15 protein-coding genes and 1 tRNA gene are annotated in these 20,498 nt (G+C 73.3%); 6 read left to right on the forward strand and 10 right to left on the reverse strand.

Annotation, left to right across the window (positions count from 1 at the left end; genetic code table 11):
- Positions 1-9: 9 nt before the first annotated feature.
- The 3 genes from treZ to glgX are packed head-to-tail and all read right to left on the reverse strand — an operon-like array spanning position 10 to position 6,508.
- Positions 10-1,896, reverse strand: coding sequence for a malto-oligosyltrehalose trehalohydrolase (gene treZ, locus ACFWN3_RS04025; RefSeq protein WP_377643672.1), 1,887 nt, complete (start codon positions 1,894-1,896; stop codon positions 10-12).
- Positions 1,893-4,355 (reverse strand): malto-oligosyltrehalose synthase, encoded by a 2,463-nt coding sequence (gene treY / locus ACFWN3_RS04030; RefSeq protein WP_377643674.1) that lies wholly within the window; start codon positions 4,353-4,355, stop codon positions 1,893-1,895. Before treY ends, treZ begins: the two co-directional genes overlap by 4 nt.
- A 2-nt stretch (positions 4,356-4,357) precedes the next feature.
- Positions 4,358-6,508, reverse strand: coding sequence for a glycogen debranching protein GlgX (gene glgX, locus ACFWN3_RS04035; RefSeq protein WP_377643676.1), 2,151 nt, complete (start codon positions 6,506-6,508; stop codon positions 4,358-4,360).
- 322 nt (positions 6,509-6,830) lie between these two features.
- Here glgX and fabG point away from each other — a divergent pair, with 322 nt between their 5' ends.
- Both fabG and ACFWN3_RS04045 read left to right on the forward strand, forming a co-directional pair.
- Positions 6,831-7,586, forward strand: coding sequence for a 3-oxoacyl-ACP reductase FabG (fabG, locus tag ACFWN3_RS04040; RefSeq protein WP_377643678.1), 756 nt, complete (start codon positions 6,831-6,833; stop codon positions 7,584-7,586).
- A 96-nt stretch (positions 7,587-7,682) separates the two neighbouring features.
- Entirely contained in the window at positions 7,683-8,372 is a 690-nt protein-coding gene (locus ACFWN3_RS04045; RefSeq protein WP_377643680.1) for a lysoplasmalogenase family protein, read from the forward strand.
- Positions 8,373-8,396: 24 nt separating this feature from the next.
- Here ACFWN3_RS04045 and ACFWN3_RS04050 read toward each other — a convergent pair whose 3' ends face one another.
- Positions 8,397-9,542, reverse strand: coding sequence for an acyl-CoA dehydrogenase family protein (locus ACFWN3_RS04050; RefSeq protein WP_377643682.1), 1,146 nt, complete (start codon positions 9,540-9,542; stop codon positions 8,397-8,399).
- Positions 9,543-9,626: 84 nt separating this feature from the next.
- Between ACFWN3_RS04050 and ACFWN3_RS04055 the strand changes: the two genes are divergently transcribed.
- Together ACFWN3_RS04055 and ACFWN3_RS04060 are read left to right on the forward strand one after the other, a co-directional pair.
- Entirely contained in the window at positions 9,627-10,283 is a 657-nt protein-coding gene (locus tag ACFWN3_RS04055; protein WP_377643684.1) for a TetR/AcrR family transcriptional regulator, read from the forward strand.
- Positions 10,284-10,357: 74 nt separating this feature from the next.
- The gene (locus tag ACFWN3_RS04060; protein WP_377643686.1) at positions 10,358-11,098 is read left to right on the forward strand and encodes a class I SAM-dependent methyltransferase; all 741 of its coding nucleotides are present in this window, start codon (positions 10,358-10,360) and stop codon (positions 11,096-11,098) included.
- A gap of 30 nt (positions 11,099-11,128) precedes the next feature.
- Here the strand turns inward: ACFWN3_RS04060 and ACFWN3_RS04065 are convergent, their stop codons facing one another.
- The 6 genes from ACFWN3_RS04065 to ACFWN3_RS04090 all read right to left on the reverse strand — a co-directional run bounded on the left by ACFWN3_RS04065 (position 11,129) and on the right by ACFWN3_RS04090 (position 18,890).
- A complete protein-coding gene (locus ACFWN3_RS04065; RefSeq protein ID WP_377643688.1) occupies positions 11,129-12,091 on the reverse strand; it encodes an NAD-dependent epimerase/dehydratase family protein in 963 nt (320 codons plus the stop codon).
- Positions 12,088-13,089 carry a glycosyltransferase gene (locus ACFWN3_RS04070; RefSeq protein WP_377643690.1) on the reverse strand — a complete coding sequence of 334 codons (1,002 nt, stop codon included), beginning with the start codon at positions 13,087-13,089 and terminating at the stop codon, positions 12,088-12,090. The genes ACFWN3_RS04065 and ACFWN3_RS04070 overlap by 4 nt, the downstream gene beginning before the upstream one ends.
- Positions 13,090-13,140: 51 nt before the next feature.
- Positions 13,141-14,823: an energy-dependent translational throttle protein EttA gene (gene ettA, locus ACFWN3_RS04075; protein WP_377643692.1), complete on the reverse strand. Its 1,683-nt coding sequence runs from the start codon at positions 14,821-14,823 to the stop codon at positions 13,141-13,143.
- A 67-nt stretch (positions 14,824-14,890) separates the two neighbouring features.
- A complete protein-coding gene (locus ACFWN3_RS04080; protein WP_377643694.1) occupies positions 14,891-15,370 on the reverse strand; it encodes a single-stranded DNA-binding protein in 480 nt (159 codons plus the stop codon).
- A gap of 146 nt (positions 15,371-15,516) precedes the next feature.
- Complete coding sequence (locus ACFWN3_RS04085) at positions 15,517-17,184, reverse strand: GTPase (RefSeq protein ID WP_377643696.1); 1,668 nt, start codon at positions 17,182-17,184, stop codon at positions 15,517-15,519.
- On the reverse strand, positions 17,181-18,890 hold the full coding sequence (locus ACFWN3_RS04090; RefSeq protein ID WP_377643698.1) for a dynamin family protein: 1,710 nt from the start codon (positions 18,888-18,890) through the stop codon (positions 17,181-17,183). The genes ACFWN3_RS04085 and ACFWN3_RS04090 overlap by 4 nt, the downstream gene beginning before the upstream one ends.
- A gap of 148 nt (positions 18,891-19,038) precedes the next feature.
- On the opposite strand from ACFWN3_RS04090, the gene thpR reads away from it, so the two are divergent.
- Together thpR and ACFWN3_RS04100 are read left to right on the forward strand one after the other, a co-directional pair.
- Entirely contained in the window at positions 19,039-19,596 is a 558-nt protein-coding gene (thpR, locus tag ACFWN3_RS04095; protein ID WP_377643700.1) for an RNA 2',3'-cyclic phosphodiesterase, read from the forward strand.
- A gap of 65 nt (positions 19,597-19,661) precedes the next feature.
- A tRNA-Arg gene (locus ACFWN3_RS04100) sits at positions 19,662-19,735 on the forward strand.
- Positions 19,736-20,498 lie beyond the last annotated feature (763 nt).

Here is a 20,498-nt window from a genome sequence, read left to right on the forward strand (position 1 = left end):
CGAGGCGGCTCAGGCGAGCGCGACGACCGCTGCGGTGTCGGGCGCGAGGGTGACGCCCGTGCCCGAGACCGAGGTCGCGTCGAGGTCCCACGCCAGGAGGACGGCGCCCCCACCGGCGAGGGGGACCTCGCGCGGCTCGGCGCCGAGGTTCGCGACGACGGCGTACGGCGCCCGTCCGGCGGGCCGGTGCTCGAGGACGACCCAGCCGTCGGCGTCGTCGGCCCGCACGGCGACGTCGGCGAGCCGGGTCGGCTGGTCGCCGAGGAGGACCCGGCGCAGCGCGGTGCACGCGGAGTACCAGCGGAGGACGCGCGCGTGGGGCTCGTCGTCGACCTCGTCCCAGCGCAGGACCGAACGGTCGCGGGTGTGCGGGTCCTGCGGGTCGGGCACCTCGTCGGAGGCCCACCCGTGCAGTCCGAACTCGGCCCGGCGGCCGGCGCGGACCGCCTCGACCAGCCAGTCCTCCTCGAAGCCGGTGAAGAACTGCCACGGCGTGGAGGCCGCCCACTCCTCGCCCATGAACACCATCGGCGTCGTGGGGGCGAGGAGGTACAGCGCGGCCCCCACGGCCTGCCGGGCGGGCGTGACCGTGGCCGAGATCCGGTCGCCGACGGCGCGGTTGCCGACCTGGTCGTGGGTCTGGAGGTAGCCCAGGAGGCGGCGCGCGTCGAGGTGCTCGCGGTCGACGGGGGCGCCCCACGCCCGGTTCCGGAAGCTGCTGTGCGACCCGTCGTGGAGGAAGCCACGGGTGAGCACCTTCGCGAGGACGGCGAGGGGCCCGCCCTCGTCGCGGCCCGCTCCCCCGGCGAAGTCGGCGTAGTACCCCTGGCGCTCGCCGGTCAGCGCGACGTGGAGCGCGTGGTGGACGTCGTCGTCCCACTGCGCCGTCATGCCCCGCCCGCCCTCGGCGGTGGGCGTCACCATCATCGTGTCGTTGAGGTCGCTCTCGGCGACGAGGTCGAGCGGACGGCCGAGCTCGGCCGCGAGCGCGGTGACGGCGTCGGAGAGCTCGGCGAGGTAGTGCCGGGGCGAGGAGTCCTTGAGCTCGTGGACGGCGTCGAGGCGCAGGGCGTCGACGTGGAAGTCGCGGAACCATCGCAGGACGCTGTCGACGAGGAAGCCGCGGACGTGGTCGGCACCGGCGTCGTCGAGGTTGACGGCCGCGCCCCACGGGGTGTGGTGGCCCTGCGTGAAGTACGGCCCGAAGCGCGAGAGGTAGTTGCCGCTCGCGCCGAGGTGGTTGTGGACGACGTCGAGGGCGACGCCGAGGCCGCGCGCGTGGGCGGCGTCGACGAAGCGCTGGAGGGCCTCCGGGCCGCCGTAGCCGTCGTGGACCGCGTACAGGTCGACGCCGTCGTAGCCCCAGCCCCACCGTCCGGGGAAGGCGACGAGCGGCATCAGCTCGACGACGTCGACGCCCAGGGCGACGAGGTGGTCGAGGCGCCCGGCGGCGGCGTCGAGGGTGCCCTCCGGGGTGAAGGTGCCGACGTGCAGCTCGTAGACCACGCCGCCGAGGACGCCGTGCCCGTCACGGGGGCCGCGCCACCCGTCGTCGCTCCACCCGAAGTGGGACGGGTCGAAGGAGCGGCTCGGGCCGTGGACCCCCTCGGGCTGCCAGGCGCTGCGCGGGTCGGGCAGGGCCGGCTCGGCGCCGTCGAGGACGAAGGCGTAGTCGAGCGTGGCGTCGGCGGCCTCGGACGGGGGCTCCCAGCGCCACCACCCGTCGCCGACCGCGGTCATGTCGTCGCGCCGTACCTGACGTGACCGATCGGTCGCCTCGGGTACGGCGGGGGACCACTCGACGGCGACGTGCTCGGCGAGCGGGGCCCACACCTCGATGGGGGCGCGTCCGGCTCCCGGGCGGCAGACCGCGCGCAGCCCGTCGTCGGCGCTCACGGGGTCACCGCCACGAGGAGGGCCACGGGACGGTCGGCGAGGAGGTCGGCGAGGCGCACGCCCGACCCGTCGGAGTCGACGTCACGCTCGGAGAGCACGTCGCGCCAGGCACCCGCGGGGACCTCGACCGTCGCGTCGCCGAAGCCGCCGCCCTCGGCGAGGAGGCCGGCCGCGCGGGTCACGACCGTGACGGCCCGCGGCCCGTCGGCGTCACCTCGGACGAAGGCCACCGCGTGCTCGGAGGACGTGGCGCACCCGGCGTAGGTCGTCGAGGGCCCGACGAAGGCCTCGGGGTGGTCGCGCCGCACCCGCAGGGCGCGCGCGGTGACCCGCAGCTTCTCGTCGTCGAGGTCGAAGGACGGCTCGTCGGCCAGGACCCGGCCCAGGCGCACGCCGAGGTCGGTCCAGTCGACGGGCCGCCGGTTGTCGGGGTCGACGAGGCTGAGGGAGACGACCTCGCAGCCCTGGTAGACGTCGGGGACACCGGGCATCGTCAGCTGGATCAGCTTCTGGGCGAGGACCGTCGCCCGCACCGAGGGCTCGTGCGCCAGCATCCACGCGTCGAGGTGCTTTTGGATCGCGGTGTCGTGCAGCAGGTTCCGTGCGAACCCGACGACGGCCTCCTCGTAGGCGGCATCGCCGTCGACCCAGGCGGTGTGCACCTTGGCCTCCCGCACCGCCTTGAGGAGGTACTCCTCGATCCGGGCGCCGGTGATCGGCCAGGTGCCGACGAGCGTCTGCCACACGAGGTACTCGGTGGGGTCGTCGAGCCCCTCGAGCCGGTGGTCGGCGGCGAGCGTCCGGGCCTCCTCGAGCCAGGTCGCCCAGCCCTCGCCGTCCTCGGCGAGCGGCACCAGCCGGGCTCGGACGTCCTCGGAGCGCTTGGTGTCGTGGGTCGTGAGCGTGGTCATCGCGGTGGGCCACCCGGCGACCTGCTCGGCGCACCAGGCGTGGAACTCGTCGGCGCCGATGGACGGGTGGTCAGGGTGGCCGCCCACCTCGTTGGCGCCCGCGAGCCGGAACCACCGGTAGTACGCCGTGTCCTCGATGCCCTTGGCCATGACCGGCCCGCACGTCTGCTGGAAGCGCAGCCGGAACTCGTCGGCCGCCGGGCCGCTGTCGACCTGGGCCTGCGGCAGCGGACCGCCGAGGACGAGCCGGACGACGACGGCGAGGGCGTCGTGGTCGCTCGGCGCCAGGATCCCGCGCGCCCGCTCGGCGGCCCCCTCGACGACGGCGGCCTGCTCGGGGTCGACCCCGCGGCCAGGGACGACGTAGGCGCGGTAGCGGTCCATCGAGACGAGCAGCGCCTCGAGGGCACGGCGCAGGGCCGCGAGGTCCTCGCCGACGAGGACGCGGCGCACGAGGCGCATCAGCCGGTCGACCTCGGCGGCCTGGACGTCGTCGACGACGAGGCGCTTGGACTCGGTGACGACGTCGGCCAGGGACAGGCGGTCGGGGGCGACCTGCGCCCAGAGCCGGTCGAGGGCCGGGAGGCCGGCCGTGGGGGTGAGCACCTGCTGCACCCGAAGGAGGGCGTCGTACCCGGTGGTGCCGGCACAGCGCCACGAGTCGGGGAGTCGTTCCTCGCCCTCGAGGATCTTCTCGGCGACGACCCACGCGTCGCCGGTGGCGTCGGCGAGCCGCTCGAGGTAGCCCCCGGGGTCGGCGAGGCCGTCGGGGTGGTCGATCCGGAAGCCGTCGACGGCACCGTGACCGTGCAGCGCGAGGAGCAGCGCGTGGGTGGCCATGAAGACGACGGGGTCCTCGACCCGGACCGCGACGAGCGAGGTGACGTCGAAGAAGCGGCGGTAGTTGAGGGCGTCGCCCGCCTCGCGCCAGCTCGAGAGCCGGTAGGCCTGCGCCTCGACGAGCTCGGCGAGCGGCATCTCCTCGGTCCCCGGCGCCACGGGGAACTCGTGGGCGTAGTACCGCAGGACGTGGTCGTGACCCGTGGGGCCGCCGTCGTCGGCGAGGGTCAGCTCACCGGCCTCGAGCGCGGCCTCGAGCGTGCCGCCGAGCACCGGCATGAGGATGCGGTCGTCCTCGGCCACCCAGTCGACGTCGAACCAGCCGGCGTACGGGCTGCGTCGTCCCTCGCGCAGCAGCGACCAGAACGGGGCGTTGAGGTGCGCCGGCTCGGGCACCGTCATGTGGTTGGGGACGACGTCGACGACGATGCCGAGCCCGTGCTCGCGGCACGCGGCCACGAGGCGGTCGAAGGCCTCGCGTCCCCCGGCCTCCTCGCTGATCCGGGTGTGGTCGAGGACGTCGTAGCCGTGAGCCGAGCCGGGTGCGGCCTGGAGGATGGGCGAGAGGTAGACGTGCGAGACCCCGAGCGAGGCGAGGTAGCCGACGTGCTCGGCCGCCGCGTCGAAGCCGAAGCCGGCGTGGACCTGGAGGCGGTAGGTCGCCGTGGGGACGACGCGGCCGGGGTCCGGGCGGTGAGGGGTCGTCATCGTCACGGCCTGGTCGTCGTCGAGGCTCCCGCCGGGACGGTGGGGACCTCACGCTGGTCGCGCAGGACGACGACGGACCGCGCCTGCACGAGGAGCTCGCTGCGGGGGGCGTGCCAGTCGGGGTCGACGACCTCGACGGCGGTGTCGATCTCGGCGACCCACCGCTCGCCGAACTCCTCGCCCGGCAGGGTGAAGGCGTGGTCCTCGTGGTCGCCGTTGAACAGGACGAGGAAGTCGTCGTCCTGGACGCGGCGGCCGCGCGAGTCGGGGGTGGGGATGGCGCCGCCGTTGAGGAAGACCATGACGCGCTTGGCGTCACCGTCGCTCCAGGCGTCCTCGCCCATCGGCTCACCCGAGGGCTGGAGCCAGGCGATGTCGCCCATGTCGGACTGCCCACCGTGGTCGGCGCTGCCGGCGAAGAACCGGCGGCGGCGGAACACGGCGTGGTTGCGGCGCAGGGCGGTGAGGGCGGAGGTGAACGCGAGGAGCTCCTTCTGGTCCTCCCCGAGGTCCCAGTCGACCCACGACAGCTCGTTGTCCTGGCAGTAGACGTTGTTGTTGCCCTGCTGGGTGCGGCCGAGCTCGTCGCCGTGGGCGATCATCGGCACGCCCTGGCTCAGCAGGAGCGTGGTGAGGAAGTTGCGCTGCTGGCGCAGGCGCAGGGCCGAGACCTCGGGGTCGTCGGTCGGGCCCTCGGCGCCGCAGTTCCACGACCGGTTGTGGCTCTCGCCGTCGCGGCCGTCCTCGCCGTTGGCCTCGTTGCGCTTCTCGTTGTACGACACGAGGTCGCGCAGGGTGAAGCCGTCGTGGGCGGTGACGAAGTTGATGCTGGCGATGGGCTTGCGGCCGCTGTGCTCGTAGAGGTCGCTCGACCCGGTGATCCGCGACGCGAACTCGGCGAGCGTGCTCGGCTCGCCGCGCCAGAAGTCGCGCACCGTGTCGCGGTACTGCCCGTTCCACTCGGTCCACAGCGGGGGGAAGTTGCCGACCTGGTAGCCGCCGTCGCCGACGTCCCAGGGCTCGGCGATGAGCTTGACCTGCGAGATGACCGGGTCCTGCTGGATGAGGTCGAAGAAGGCCGAGAGCTTGTCGACCTCGTGGAACTGGCGGGCGAGGGTGGCGGCGAGGTCGAAGCGGAAGCCGTCGACGTGCATCTCGGTGACCCAGTAGCGCAGCGAGTCCATGATGAGCTGGAGGACGTGCGGGTGCCGCATGAGCAGGCTGTTCCCGGTGCCCGTCGTGTCGTAGTAGTGCTCCTTGGTGTCGTCGACGAGGCGGTAGTACGCCGCGTTGTCGATCCCCTTGAAGCACAGCGTGGGGCCGAACTCGTTGCCCTCGGCGGTGTGGTTGTAGACGACGTCGAGGATGACCTCGATGTTCGCCTCGTGCAGCGCCTTGACCATGGCCTTGAACTCGGTCACCTGCTCGCCGCGGCGGCCGCGCGAGTAGCCGTTGTGCGGCGCGAGGAAGCCGATGGTGTTGTAGCCCCAGTAGTTCGTCAGGCCGCGGTCCTGCAGGGAGGTGTCGTCGACGAACTGGTGCACCGGCATCAGCTCGAGGGCCGTGATGCCCAGGGTCGTCAGGTGGTCGATGATCGCCGGGTGCGCGATGCCCGCGTAGGTGCCGCGGACCTCCTCGGGCACCTCGGGGTGGGTCATCGTCAGGCCCTTGACGTGCGCCTCGTAGATGACCGTCTCGTGGTACTCGTGGCGCGGCGGCCGGTCGTGGCCCCAGTCGAAGTAGGGGTTGATGACGACGCTGAGCATCGTCTTGCCGAGGCTGTCGGTGGTGTTGCGCTTCCTGGGGTTCTTGAAGTCGTAGGAGAACAGCGACTGGTCGTTGCTCACCTGACCCTCGATCGCCTTCGCGTACGGGTCGAGGAGCAGCTTGCTCGGGTCGCAGCGGTGGCCCTGGCTCGGCTCGTAGGGGCCGTGGACGCGGTAGCCGTAGCGCTGCCCGGGCTGCAGGCCCGGGAGGTAGGCGTGCCAGACGAAGCCGTCGACCTCGGGGAGGTCGACGCGGGTCTCGCCGCCGTCGTCGTCGACCAGGCACAGCTCGACCCGCTCGGCGACCTCGCTGAACAACGCGAAGTTGACGCCACTGCCGTCGTAGGTGGCTCCCAGGGGGTACGCCGTTCCGGGCCAGATCTCCAACGAGGTGCCTTCCGTGTGTGGTCATTCGCAGACCAGCGACGGTGCTGTGCCCGCGCGCGGTCCCCCTGCGGGGTACCCGCTGCAGTGCAGGTCAACCTACCGTCGCGGCCCGACGGGGCGAAAACGGCCGTCGAACCCGTCCTCAGCAGGCGGACGCCGACCCCTCCACGACAGAGGGGCAGCATCCCGGTGAGCCGGCTACCGTGTCGAGGCCGTCGGCAGTGGTGAGAGCACGCACGCGTCCTCGCCCCGCGGCTCGACGACGCCGTGGTGGATCCGGGCGAGGGCGTCGGCTGACGACGCCCCGCTAGCCTTCCGTCCCATGACCACCGAGCGCGTCGCCATCGTCACCGGAGCAGCCCGCGGCATCGGGGCCGCCACCGCCGAACGCCTGGGTCGCGACGGCTTCGCCGTCGGGGTCCTCGACCTCGACGAGTCCGCGTGCGAGGAGGTCGCCGGACGTGTCCGGGACGCCGGAGGACGCGCCCTCGGCGTCGGCGTCGACGTCACGAGCGCCGCGCAGGTCGAGGCCGGCGTCGCCCGCGTGGCCGCCGAGCTCGGGCCGCCGGTCGTCCTCGTCAACAACGCCGGGATCATCCGCGACAACCTCCTGTTCAAGATGACCGAGGAGGACTGGGACGCCGTCATGGGGGTGCACCTCAAGGGCGCCTTCCTCATGACCCGGGCGTGCCAGGCGTTCATGACCAAGGAGCGGTACGGGCGGGTCGTCAACCTGTCGTCGTCCTCGGCCCAGGGCAACCGGGGCCAGGCCAACTACGCCGCCGCCAAGGCCGGCCTCCAGGGCTTCACCAAGACGCTCGCCATCGAGCTCGGGAAGTTCGGGGTCACGGCCAACGCCGTCGCGCCCGGGTTCGTCCAGAGCGACATGACCCGCGCCACGGCCGAGCGGATGAAGGTCTCCTTCGAGGACTTCGTCGCGCACAGCGCCGCCCAGATCCCCGTCGGCCGGATCGGCCAGCCCGAGGACATCGCCGCGACGATCGCCTTCCTCGTCTCCGAGGAGGCCGGGTTCGTCTCGGGCCAGGTCGTCTACGTCGCGGGCGGCCCCCTCGACTGAGGGGCAGGCCGGCGGGTCGCCCTCGTCGTGGCCCTCGTCGGGGGGCCGGCCCGGCCGGGTGTCCGCCGCGGGTGCCGCGGGCCCTAGGCTCGCGCCATGCCGCCTCGTCGACCGCTCCGGCGGCTCGTCCTCGCCGGACTCGTGGTCGTCACCGCGGTCCACCTCGCGGCTCAGCTGACCGGCACGGCCGTGCTCGCCGACGTCACGCAGGTGCTGCTCATGCCCCTGCTCGCCGCCGTGCTCCGGCTGGCGACGTCCGCCCCGCGCGGCCGCCTCGTGCGCCTCACGCTCGCGGCGCTGGGCCTGTCGTGGCTCGGTGACAGCCTGCCGCGACTGGCCGAGGGCGACGCGGCGTTCCTCCTCATGGTCGGCTTCTTCCTCCTCGCCCAGGTCGCCTACGTCGCGGCCTTCCTGCCCCACCGACGGCGCAGCGTGCTCCATCGGCGGCGCGTGCTCCTCCTGCCGTACGTCGCCGTCGTGGCGGCGCTCGTCGCGGCCTGCGCCGGCGGTGCGGGTGGGCTGCTCGTCCCGGTGCTCGTCTACGGAGCACTCCTCGGGGCGGCAGCAGTGCTCTCCACCGGCGTCAACACGCTGACCGCGGCCGGTGGGGCGCTCTTCCTCGTGTCCGACGGCCTCATCGCCCTCGACGCGTTCGCCGACGGCTTCGCCCTGCCGGGTCAGGGCTTCTGGGTCATGGCGACCTACGTCGCCGCGCAGTCGCTCCTCGTCGCGGGCGTCCTGCGTGCCGTCGGGTCCGGACACGCACGGGCCCGGGTCGACCACTAGGTCGACCCGGGCCCGTCCCCCAGGTCAGAGGCCGAGGTCGCGGCCGATGAGCTCCTTCATGATCTCGTTGCTGCCGGCCCAGATCTTCGTGACGCGGGCGTCACGCCAGGCACGGGCCACCCGGTACTCGTTCATGAAGCCGTAGCCGCCGTGGAGCTGGACGCACTCGTCGAGGACGTCGTTCTGGACCTGTGCGCTCCACCACTTCGCCTTCGCGGCGTCGACGGCGGACAGGCGGCCCTCGGAGTGCGCCTCGATGCAGTCGTCGACGTAGGCCTCGGCGACCTCGATCGAGGTGACGAGCTCGGCGATCTTGAACTTGTTGTGCTGGAACGAGCCGATCGACTGGCCGAACGCCTTGCGCTCCTTGGCGTACTCGATGGTCTCCATGAGGATCTGCTTGGCGTGCGCGACGTTGGCCGCGGCGGCGCCGACGCGCTCCTGGGGCAGCCGCTGCATCATCGCGATGAAGCCCATGCCCTCCTCGCCGATCCGGTTGGAGTCGGGGACCCGCACGTCGCTGAAGAACAGCTCGGCGGTGTCGGACTCCTCCTGGCCGACCTTGTCGAGCTTGCGGCCGCGGGTGAAGCCCTCCATCCCGTCCTCGACCATGAACAGGGTGATGCCCTTGGCGCCCTTGCTCGGGTCGGTGCGGGTCGCGACGATGACCAGGTCGGCCTGGTAGCCGTTGGTGATGAAGGTCTTGCTGCCGTTGACGACCCAGTGGTCGCCGTCGCGGACCGCGGTCGTCTTGAGGGCGGCGAGGTCGGAGCCACCGCCGGGCTCGGTCATGGCGATGGCGCAGATCTTCTCGCCCGCGGCCATCGCGGGCAGCCAGCGCTCCTTCTGCTCCTGGGTCCCGAGGTCGACGATGTACGGCGGGCAGACGTCGCTGTGGATGCCGAAGCACGAGCCGACGGCGGCGTTGAAGCCGTTGAGCACCTCGGCGGCGACCGCGTTGAAGCGGTAGTCGTCGTTGCCCATCCCGCCGAACTCCTCGGGGATGTCGAGGCCGAACAGCCCCTGGGAGCCGGCCTCCTTCCAGATGTCGCGGTCGATCGCCTTGACCTCGAGCATCTGCTCGGCGCGCGGCTTGAGGGTCCGCTCGACGAACTCCTGCACCGAGGCGCGGAAGTCCTCGTGCTCGGACGAGTAGATGTTGCGGGGCATGGCACTCCTGGAGCGTGGGGGTCGCGGGGACCGCGTTGACTAAGCGCTTGCTTAGTTTGGCGAGGGTGCGGCATGCTGTCAACCGTGCCGAGTGCCACACCGCTGAGCGAGACCGCCGTCCTCGCCGCCCTCGCCCCCGAGGGAGGCCGGTCGGCGTCGACCGGCGACCACGCCGACACCGCCGTGCGGATCATGCTCGCGGCGGCCGACGCCTTCGCCGAGCGCGGCTTCCATGCGACGACGACCCGCGACATCGCCTCGCGGGCCGGGCTCTCCCCCGCCGGGGTGTACGTCCACTTCGCCTCCAAGGAGGTCCTGCTCTTCGAGCTGAGCCGCCGGGGGCACGAGCGGGCCCGCGACCTCCTCGTCGCCGCCCGCGAGGCCGGCCCCACCCCCACCGACGCGCTGCGCAGCATCGTCGGCGGCTTCTCGCGCTGGCACGCCGAGCACTACTCCCTCGGGCGGATCGTCCAGTTCGAGTTCCGGCACCTCTCCCCCGAGCACCGCGACGAGGTGCTCATGCTGCGCCGCGAGATCGACCAGGTCGTCGCCGGCGTGCTGCGCGACGGCGTCGCGAGCGGCGAGTTCACCGTCGCCGACGTCTCGGCCACCTCCCTCGCCCTGCTGTCGATGGCGATCGACGTCGCCCGCTGGTACAGCCCCGAGGTGCGCCGCACCCCGGAGGCCATCGAGTCGGCGTACGGCGACCTCGCCGTGCGGCTCGTGCGCGCCGACGGCTGACGGCGCGGGGCGGCGCGTGGCGGCGACCCGAGGGCCTCGCCGGGCCCTGCCGCGACCCCCGCTACAGTGACGCGGTGACCGAGCAAGCGCAGATCTACGCGGGCCACGGTGGCTCGGCCTCCATCGAGAACCCCGGCTACTGGTGGTACGTCGCCCGTGCCGACCTGCTCGAGGTCGCGCTCCGGCACTACGTCGAGGGCTCCGGGACGGCGCTCGACCTCGGCAGCGCCGACGGTCCGAGCGCGGCCTGGCTGCGCGACGCCGTCGAGCGCACCGCCGCCCTCGACATCGACCCCCGCGGCCTCGGGTCCGACGGGGTCTGCGGCTCCGCCCTCGCCCTGCCGTTCGCCGACGGCGCCTTCGACGTCGTGTCGGCCTTCGACGTCATCGAGCACTGCGACCCCGAGGACGTCGCGCTCGCCGAGGTCCGGCGGGTGCTGCGCCCGGGAGGGCGCTTCCTCATGTCGGTGCCGGCCTACACGTGGGCCTGGACCGACTTCGACGTCGCCAACGGCCACCACCGCAGGTACACCAGGCGCCGGGCCGTCGCCGCCGTCGAGCGGGCCGGCTTCCGCGTCGAGCGCGCCACCTACGGCTTCGCGACGGTCTTCCCGATGTTCGCGGCCGAGCGGACCGCCCGCAAGATCGCCGCCCGCCGCAGGAGCGGTCCGGTCGACATCGTCGAGGTCCCGAAGGTGCCGCGTCCGGTCAACACGATGCTGACGGCCGTCTCCCGGTTCGACCGGGTCGTCCTCTCGCGAGGCGACCTGCCGTTCGGCTCCTCGGTCTTCCTCGCCGCCACCCGCACCGACTGACGGGATCCTGCGCGGCTCCACCCCGACGGTTCAGCCGTCGAGCGGGCCGCCGGAGGTCACCCGGGCGAGGACGTCGGCGCCGGTGCGCGACAGCCCTGCCGGGAGCGTCGTCGACGCGAGCGCGTCGACCTCGGGCCACAGCGTCGACGACAGCCGGAGGTCGAGGACCTGTCCGGCGCCGCGTCCTCCGACGGGGATCGTCCGCAGCGGGCGGTGGAACACGCGGCGGGCCTCGGCGACGAGGTGCCCGACCGTGACCGGGGCGCCGCTCGCGAGGACCTTGGCCACGACCGTCCCCGGCGGCTCGAGCCGCGCGAGGTCGACGGCCCGCACGACCATCCGGCCGGCATCGGGGGCGTAGAGGTAGTCGCGGATGGTGTCCATCGAGACGAAGACCGGGAGGGGGCGGCCGGTGGCGTGGGCGAGGCAGAGCTGGCTCAGCAGGCCCTGGGGCTTGCCGAGCGTCTGTCCCGGCCCGTAGACGTTGGAGAGGCGCCCGAGGAGGGCGCGCAGCCCGGTCCCCCGGACGAGGTCGGCGACGTGCTGCTCCATCGCCAGCTTGGCGCGGCCGTACGGCACGAGGGGCCGGGGGTCGCTGCGCTCGTCGAACGGCGGGGTGCGGGACCCGGCGTAGAGGCCTCCGGCGGACGAGGCGAGGAAGACGACCCCGTCGTCCTCGGGGGTCAGCGACGTGCGCAGCGCCCGCATGGTGGCGGCGAAGACCCGGACCTCGGACTCGAGCGCCTCCTCGGCCGTCGCGACGACACCCGCGCCCGCGCACCAGGCGACGGTCCACGGCCGTCCGGCACGGCGCGCGGCGAGGTCCGCGACCGCGTCGGTGAGGGCGTCGATGCTGGCCGCCTCGTCGCGCCACGGCACCTCGGTCGTCACGACCTCGGACCCGGTGACCGCCTCGGCCGCGACGACGTGGCGCCCGACGAGCCCGCCGGCCCCGACGACCCACGCGAGAGGTCGGCCGGGGGGCTCGCTCACGCGCGGTCCCGTCCCAGCGGTCCCTCGCGCGGGTCGCGGACCGGGAGGTAGAGCGGCTTGCCCATCGCCATGTTGACGGCCATGCCCACGTACTCGGCGATGACGCCGAGGCTGAACAGGAGGATGCCCGTGGCCACCATGAGGAGGATCATCGTCGAGGTCCAGCCGGGGACCGCCCAGCTCCCGACGGCACGTCCGGCGATGAGTGCGAGCGCCACGACCGGCGCGAGGACGACCGCGGCGGCGCCCAGGGCGCTGACCCAGCGCAGCGGGCGGGTGCCGCTGGACAGGACGAGGCGCCAGAAGTGCGAGACCAGGCTGCGCATGCTGTAGCCCGAGGGTCGGTCACCCTCGCCGCGCATCTCGACGGGACAGGTGACGACGCGCCGGGCCACCCAGGCGATGGCGACGTCGAGGTAGATGCCGGGCCCGGAGTAGGCGGCCACCGAGCGGGCGACCTCCCCCAGCACGAGCCGGTAGCTGTTGAAGTCGGCCGCCTGGGCGCCCTTGGCGAGTCGGTGGACCAGGCCCTTGGCACTTCTCGACGCGAGGTTGCGCAGGGCGCCGTGCGGCGGCTCGTTCGTGGGGCGCGCGTAGACGACGTCGGCCTGCTGGGTCATCGCCGTGTCGAGGAGGGCGCCGAGGTGCTCGGGGTCGTGCTGGCCGTCCTCGTCCATCGTCGCGACCCACTCCCCTCCGGACGCCGCGATGCCGGCGAGCGTGGCCGCGTGCTGGCCGAAGTTGCGGCTCAGCCACACCGCCCGCACCCAGTCGTGCTCGGCGGCGAGCTCGCGGATGACGTCGTCGGAGCGGTCGGGGCCGCAGTCGTGGACGAGCAGGACCTCGGTGACGCGGTAGGTGCGGCCCTCAGGCGTCGTGCGGCCCGCCGTGCTCGGCGCCAGCTCCTCGACGACCGCGCGCAGGGTGCGCTCCCCGCCGTACACCGGGACGACGACCGAGACCTCGTGAGGTCGGGGTCCGGGGGTCTCGCTGTCCACGGCGCACACCCTAGCCGCCGCACGCACCGCGTCCGGGCAGTCGGGCCCTCGTCAGTCGCGGGTGAGCTTGCGGTAGGTGACCCGGTGCGGACGCGCGGCGTCCTCGCCGAGGCGCTCGACCTTGTTCGCCTCGTACGACTCGAAGTTGCCCTCGAACCAGTACCACTTCGCCGGGTTCTCGTCGTCGCCCTCCCAGGCGAGGATGTGCGTCGCGACGCGGTCGAGGAACCAACGGTCGTGGCTGATGACCACGGCGCAGCCGGGGAACTCGAGCAGCGCGTTCTCGAGGGACCCGAGGGTCTCGACGTCGAGGTCGTTGGTCGGCTCGTCGAGCAGGAGGAGGTTGCCGCCCTCCTTGAGGGTCAGCGCGAGGTTGAGGCGGTTGCGCTCGCCACCGGAGAGCACCCCGGCCTTCTTCTGCTGGTCGGGGCCCTTGAAGCCGAACTGGCTGACGTAGGCGCGCGAGGGGATCTCGACCTGGCCGACGTTGATGTAGTCGTGGCCGCCCGAGACGGTCTCCCACAGGTTCTTGTTCGGGTCGAGGCCACCGCGGCTCTGGTCGACGTAGGACACCTTGACGGTGTCGCCGACGTCGACGAGGCCGGCGTCGGCGTCCTCGAGCCCGACGATCGTCTTGAACAGGGTGGTCTTGCCGACGCCGTTGGGGCCGATGACGCCGACGATCCCGTTGCGGGGCAACGTGAACGACAGGTCCTCGATGAGGATGCGGTCGCCGAAGCCCTTGCGCAGGTTCCTGACCTCGATGACCTTGCTGCCCAGGCGCGGACCCGGCGGGATCTGGATCTCGTCGAAGTCGAGCTTGCGCGTGCGGTCGGCCTCGGCGGCCATCTCCTCGTAGCGGGCCAGGCGCGCCTTGGACTTCGTCTGCTTGGCCTTGGCGTTGCTGCGCACCCACTCGAGCTCCTCGGCGAGGCGCTTGGAGAGCTTCTGGTCCTTCTTGCCCTGGACGTGGAGGCGGGCCTGCTTCTTCTCCAGGTAGGTCGAGTAGTTGCCCTCGTAGGGGTAGGCCCGGCCACGGTCGAGCTCGAGGATCCACTGCGCGACGTTGTCCATGAAGTACCGGTCGTGCGTCACGGCGACGACGGCGCCGTGGTACGCCGCGAGGTGCTGCTCGAGCCAGAGGACCGACTCGGCGTCGAGGTGGTTCGTGGGCTCGTCGAGGAGGAGCAGGTCGGGCTTCTGGAGGAGCAGCTTGCACAGCGCGACGCGACGGCGCTCACCACCGGAGAGCACCGTGACGTCGGCGTCCGGCGGCGGGCAGCGCAAGGCGTCCATCGCCTGCTCGAGCTGGGAGTCGAGGTCCCAGGCGTCGGCGGCGTCGATGGCCTCCTGGAGCTGGCCCATCTCGGCCATGAGCGCGTCGAAGTCGGCGTCGGGCTCGGCCATGAGCGCCGAGATCTCGTTGTAGCGGTCGAGCTTGGCCTTGATCTCGCCCGCGCCCTCCTCGACGTTGCCGAGGACCGTCTTCTCCTCGTTGAGCTCGGGCTCCTGCATGAGGATCCCGACCGAGTACCCCGGGGTCAGGCGGGCCTCGCCGTTGGACGGCTGGTCGAGCCCGGCCATGATCTTCAGCACCGACGACTTGCCCGCGCCGTTCGGGCCGACGACGCCGATCTTGGCGCCGGGGAGGAACGACAGGGTGACGTCGTCGAGGATGACCTTGTCGCCGTGCGCTTTGCGGGCACGGGACATGACGTAGATGAACTCGGGCATGGGGTCAAGGCTAACGACCGGAGCGCCCCAGCCCCGAATCCGCTCCCCCGCGACCGGCCCGCCGGGCTCACGCCGCCGGCGCCGCGGCCTCCTCACCTCCGTCGGGCGTGGGGTGCGCCGGGTCGTCGGGCGTCGGCGGCTGCTCGCCGTCGACGACGTAGGCCGGCTGGGCGTCGCGCGCCAGCGACACCCGGCTGAAGGCGGCCGACCCGAAGAACAGGTCGTGACCCACGGTGTCGGCGTCGACCTCGACGTTCCAGCCGGTCGAGCCGTCCCCGCGCTGCCACGAGGTGATCCGCTGCCGGCCGTGGACGACGACCGGCTGGCCCTTGCGCAGCGACGCCGCCGCGTTCCCGGCGAGGGACCGGTAGGTGACGACGTCGTAGAAGCTCGGCTCGGTGTCGGCCCACTGGCCCGGCTGCCCCTGGACCGGGCGCCGGGCCGAGGTCGCGAGCCGGAAGGTCGTCATCGGTGCGCCCGCCCGGGTGGTGCGGGGGTTCGGGTCGGCGGTGAGGCGTCCCCTGATGGTCACGTAGGTCTCGTTCATGTCGGTCCTCCCTCGGCCCCGCCGCTCGGGGCCCCACGACCACCCAACCGGCGGGCGCGTCACCGCGGGAGCACCCCGGGAAACCTGTGGACGACGGCTCGCTCGAGCCGCGCCTGTGGACGACCGGCTGCTCTCAGGAGCAGGCGTCAGACGGCCGCGGCGCGCGAGAGCGCCTCGCGCGTCGCGCCGTGCCGCTCGAGCACCCGCTCGACGGGGGCGACGATCCGCTCGTCGGCGACGACCTCGATGGAGTCGCGCAGCCGCCGGTCCATGACCCGGCCACGACGACGCGCCCCGATGCCGGCGAGCCAGCGCGAGATCCCGGCGAGCAGCACGCCGGCGAGCAGGCCGCCGACGAGGAGCACCACCGGCACCGGCAGCACGCCGAGCGTCGGAGGCTCGCCGACGACGGCGTCGAGCTGGAGCCAGCCGAGGACGACGTAGAGGGCGAGCCAGAGGAGCCCGGCGACCGCGGTCGCGGCGAGGAGCAGCTGGAGCGCCCCGAGCACCCGCCACCACACGGGTGAGCGGACGAACAGGGAGGTCCCGACGACCGCCTGGTCGAGGGCGTCGCCGAGGGCGGCCCCCGGAGGGGTCGCAGCGTGCTCGACCGCCTCGGCCCAGGGTGTGGGCAGCCCGGCCGCGGCCCGGTCGGCGAGCCGGCGGGTGGCGATGTCGACCGCCGCGCGCGCAGCCGGCGACGGCGGGGGCAGCGAGGACCGCCCGAGGACGGAGCGCACGTCGGCGTCGGACACCCGGATGTCGCGGCCGTCGAGGCGCAACCGCCGCAGCGGCCGGGCCTTGAGGCGCTGCACCCACCGGGTGAACGGCCAGCCCGTGGCGGCGACGGCCTCCATCTTGTAGTCGCGCCTGACCGCCTCGACGACCGTCGGCACGCCCGCCGAGCGAGCGAGGGCGTCGAGGAGCTCGGCGCGCACGCGCGCCTCGACCCCGGCCTCCGACGCGGCGACGTGGTCGGTGAGGGCGCCGGCCGCCATCCGGACGTCGCCGGCGAGGCGGGAGCGGGCGGAGGTGCGGGCGGCGACGGCGTTGGCGAGGCGCTGGCGGAGCTCGTCGATCCCGTGGCCGGTGGCCACCGAGGTGGCGAGGACCGTGGCCCGCGGCACGCCGTCGCGCTCCATGAGGCGCACGAGGTCGGCGCGACACTGCTGGACCTCGGCCGCGGTGAGCCGGTCGGCCTGGTTGAGCACGACGATGGTCACGGCCTCGTGGGTCGCGAGCGCCGCCACGTGGTCGTCGTGGAGCCGGGCGTCGGCGTACTTCTGCGGGTCGGTGACCCAGACGAAGAGGTCGACGAGCTCGAGGACGCGCTGGGCCTCGTCGCGGTTGGCCTCCTCCCGCGAGTCGAAGTCGGGCAGGTCGAGCAGGACGAGGCCGTCGAGGGTGCCGACCTGGGCCGCGTCGCCATCGGGGGTCTCGACGAGGTGCCGGGTCCCGACGCCGAGCCAGTCGAGGAGCTCCCCCGCCGGCTCGCCGCCCCAGACCGCGGCCGTGGGTGTCGAGGTCGTCGGGCGGCGCACCCCCACCTTGGCGACGTCGGCGCCGACGAGGGCGTTGAAGAGGGAGGACTTGCCGCTGCCGGTCGCCCCCGCGAGCGCGACGACGGTGTGGCCGCCGACGAGCGCGGTGCGCTGGGTGACCTTGGTGACGACGGCGTCGGCACGACGGCGCTCCTCGGCCGGGAGCTGCTCGCCCCCGGCGGCGACGGCGGCCGAGAGGGCGTCGGAGGCCGCGGCGAGGCGCTCGGGCGACACGACGGCGCCCCGCGCCGAGCCCATGCGCACCGGGCTCACCGCACCACCGCCCGCACCCGGGCCGCCGCGCTCGACAGCCTGACCGCCTGGTCCGACGGGGCCACCGACCCACCGAGGGCGTCGTCGAAGCGCCGCCGCTCGGCGTCGTACAGCTCGTCGGTCATCTCGAGCAGGCGCGCGCGGGCCTTGGCGGCCATGTCGCGCACGGCCTGGTCGCCGAAGATCGCCTCGAGGACGCGCTGCGCGAGGATCGCGGTGCCGCCGGCGATGCCGATCTCGGCGCCGATGAGCCCGCCCGTGCTGCTGAACGCCACGAGCATGAGGAAGAGCCCGATGGCGTTGACGCCGTAGGCCGCGATGCGCGCGCTCGTGCGCCGCCCCGCCCCCTCGGAGCGGACGAGCTCGAGGACGTCGCCCTGCCACTCGCGCACGAGCCGCTCGACGTCGGGACCGAGGTTCGCCGAGGGCTTGGTGAGGTCCGGGTGGTCGCGCAGGATCGCAGCCCCGCCGGCGAGCCGGCGCCAGGAGCGCACCGTCTCGGAGGTGGCCGCCTCCGCGTTGGAGACGACGAGGGCCGCGACCCCGGTGTGCAGGGCCTCGCCGAGGGAGCCGGACGGCGGAGGGGTCCCCTTGACGGCGGCCGTGAGGCGGTCGCGCCACTTGGCGATCGTCGTCTCGACCTGCCGGAAGAACTCACCGGTGCCGACGAACTCCTGCCAGCGGGCGAGCACCTCGCCGCGCAGCAGCGTGCCGTCGGTCATCCCGTCGCCGACCCGGCGGCGGGCCTCGGCGAACGCGTCGTCGGCGGCCTTGCGTAGCGCGGCCGCCGCGTCCTGCTGGTCGCGGCTGGCGACGACGAGCTCGGCCGTGCGGCCGGACAGCGACTCGATCGCGCCGCGCAGCGTCTGGCCGACGACGATCGAGCGGGCCCTGGCGTCGCCGGCGAGGGCCTGCAGCCAGGCGCGCAGCCGGGCCACGGCGTCCTCGGGGAGGCGGCCGTCGGCGTCGAGGGTGGTCTCGGGGACGGTGAAGATGGGGGCGGTCGGCAGGCCCTGCTCGCGCAGCATCGCCGCGAGGTGCGGGCGGATCTCCTCGACGGCCTCGGCGGGGATGCGGTCGAGGACGATCGCGACGGCGGTGCCGCGGTCGGCGGCGGTGCGCAGCAGGTCCCACGGCACCGCGTCGGCGTACCGGGCGGCCGTGGTGACGAAGAGCCACAGGTCGGCGGCCGAGAGCAGCTGGGTGGCGATGGCGCGGTTGGCGGAGACGACGGAGTCGATGTCGGGGGCGTCGAGCAGCGCCATCCCGGCCGGGAGGGCGCGCGACTCGACGAGGCGCACGGTCCCGTGCTGCTCGTCGTCGAGCGAGCCGCCGGTGACCCGGGCGAGGTCGGGCAGGATCCGCGCGTCCTCGAACCAGTGCCGGTCCTCGGGGTGGTGGACGAGGACGGGCGAGGTCGTCGTGGGCCGCAGGACGCCGGACCGGCTCACCGTGGCGCCGATGACGGAGTTGACGAGGGTCGACTTCCCGGCGCCCGTGGAGCCGCCGACGACCGCGAGGAGCGGGGCGTCGAGGGAGCGCAGGCGCGGGACGACGTAGTCGTCGAGCTGCTGGAGGAGCGCTCGGCGCGAGGCCTCGGCGCGGGCGCGGGTCGGCACGTCGAGCGGCAGGCTCGCGCGGTCGACGGCCTCCCGCAGGGTCTCGACGGCGGAGACCAGTCCCTCGACCTCCCCGACCACTGTCACACCGTCAAGCCTAACGACCCCGGCAGGGTGCTCCCGCCATTCGCCGGGGCGCGCCGGGAACCGTCGGGGGTGCACCGTCGGCGCGGGCCGTGGGTCGCCGGTGGCGCGGCGGACGCGCCGCGCGTCGGGCGGGGGCGATGATGGCGCGGTGCGCCTCTTCGTCTCGGTCGACCTCCCGGAGCCCGTCGCCGAGGACCTCGACGACGTCCTCGACGTGCGGCGCGAGGCCGGCGCGGACCTGCGCTGGTCGGCGGCACACCAGTGGCACGTGACCCTGGCCTTCATGGGAGCGGCACCCGAGCGGGTCGTCGAGGACCTCGTCGAGGGTGTCGGGGCGGCGGTCTCGCGAGCCGCTCCGCTGTCCCTCTCGTTGTCCGGTGGCGGCTGCTTCCCCGACGTCACGCGGGCGCGGGTGCTGTGGGCCGGGATCGAGGGGGGCGAGGCGCTCGCGCCGCTGGCCCGCTCGGTGCGCTCGGCCTGCTCGGTCGTCGGCGCCGCGCCCGAGGGTGGTCCCTTCCTCCCCCACGTCACCCTCGCCCGCGTCGCCCGGCCGCTCGACGCCAGCCGGTGGGTGCGCGTCCTCGACGGCTACCGCGGGCCGTCGTGGACCGTGGAGGACGTCACGGTCGTCGCCTCGCACCTCCCCCGGGAGCGCGGCCACCGGCCCCGCCACGAGGTGCTCGCCCGGCTCCCCCTCGGTGGGTGAGGTGCGGTCCGGCGCCGCTCTCGCGCACCTAGACTGGCGGCGGCATCCGGCGGACCGGGTGCCCGGCCCCCGTAGCTCAGCCGGATAGAGCAAGAGCCTTCTAATCTCGAGGTCGCAGGTTCGAGTCCTGCCGGGGGCGCCGTCGAAAACATGGTCTGACCTGCGCAAATGGGGAGTCGGATTTCGAAGCGTGCCCTAGTGGGGCGTCCACGATCCGCTCTTGCCGCTTCGCCCGGCCAGGGTTCGGTCTCCGGGCGCCAAGTGCGTGCGTCGAGTCCAACGTTCGATCTAGCGTGGCAGCCGTGATCTACCCGGACAACGAGCACCCCTGCCCCGTTTGTGGTGCCGACTGGAAGGTGCCGCACGTCTGGCCACGAAGGCCAGGGCGGCAGAAACCTCGTCGCGACCGGAGCCGGTGGTTCGTGCCTGAGGATTCCGGATGGTGCTCAGATCCCGACTGTCGCATCACGGACGAGCAGCGCGACGAGTATCGGGTGTTCCGGCGCATCATGGAATGGGACCCGACAGAGGAATCGGTGACCCGACCCACCGAGTAGCGGATCGCGGCATGTGAGTGCGTTACGTCGACCGCGTCGTCGAGGTCGCCCTGCGGGCGAGAAGGGCGAGGCACAGGATCGCACCGACAACGCCAACAACGATGAAAAGGACGCTCACAACCGGCAACGGGAAGTAGGCGTTCGAGCACGTCGCATCAGGAAGCGGGTCAAGGCGATTGAAGAGGGCCGGGCCGCAGTCCACGAACAAACCATTCGGCTCTACCGCGGTCAGTGAAGCCGCCCCGAGGAACCAGCCAAGGATGGCCAGGAGGGATGAAAGACCCATGCCACCAACAAGTGCGGCGACAGCTGCCCAACGCCGGCTGAAACCCCTCGACTCGGGCG

Source organism: Oryzobacter terrae (genome assembly GCF_042756445.1).
GTDB classification, from domain to species: Bacteria; Actinomycetota; Actinomycetes; order Actinomycetales; family Dermatophilaceae; genus Oryzobacter; species Oryzobacter terrae.

Bases quoted from the DNA above. Each gene is read 5' to 3' on its own strand.
- treY (WP_377643674.1), bottom strand. From the start codon at position 4,355: ATGACGACCCCTCACCGCCCGGACCCCGGCCGCGTCGTCCCCACGGCG.
- fabG (WP_377643678.1), top strand. From the start codon at position 6,831: ATGACCACCGAGCGCGTCGCCATCGTCACCGGAGCAGCCCGCGGCATC.
- ACFWN3_RS04045 (WP_377643680.1), top strand. From the start codon at position 7,683: ATGCCGCCTCGTCGACCGCTCCGGCGGCTCGTCCTCGCCGGACTCGTG.
- ACFWN3_RS04050 (WP_377643682.1), bottom strand. From the start codon at position 9,542: ATGCCCCGCAACATCTACTCGTCCGAGCACGAGGACTTCCGCGCCTCG.
- ettA (WP_377643692.1), bottom strand. From the start codon at position 14,823: ATGCCCGAGTTCATCTACGTCATGTCCCGTGCCCGCAAAGCGCACGGC.
- ACFWN3_RS04080 (WP_377643694.1), bottom strand. From the start codon at position 15,370: ATGAACGAGACCTACGTGACCATCAGGGGACGCCTCACCGCCGACCCG.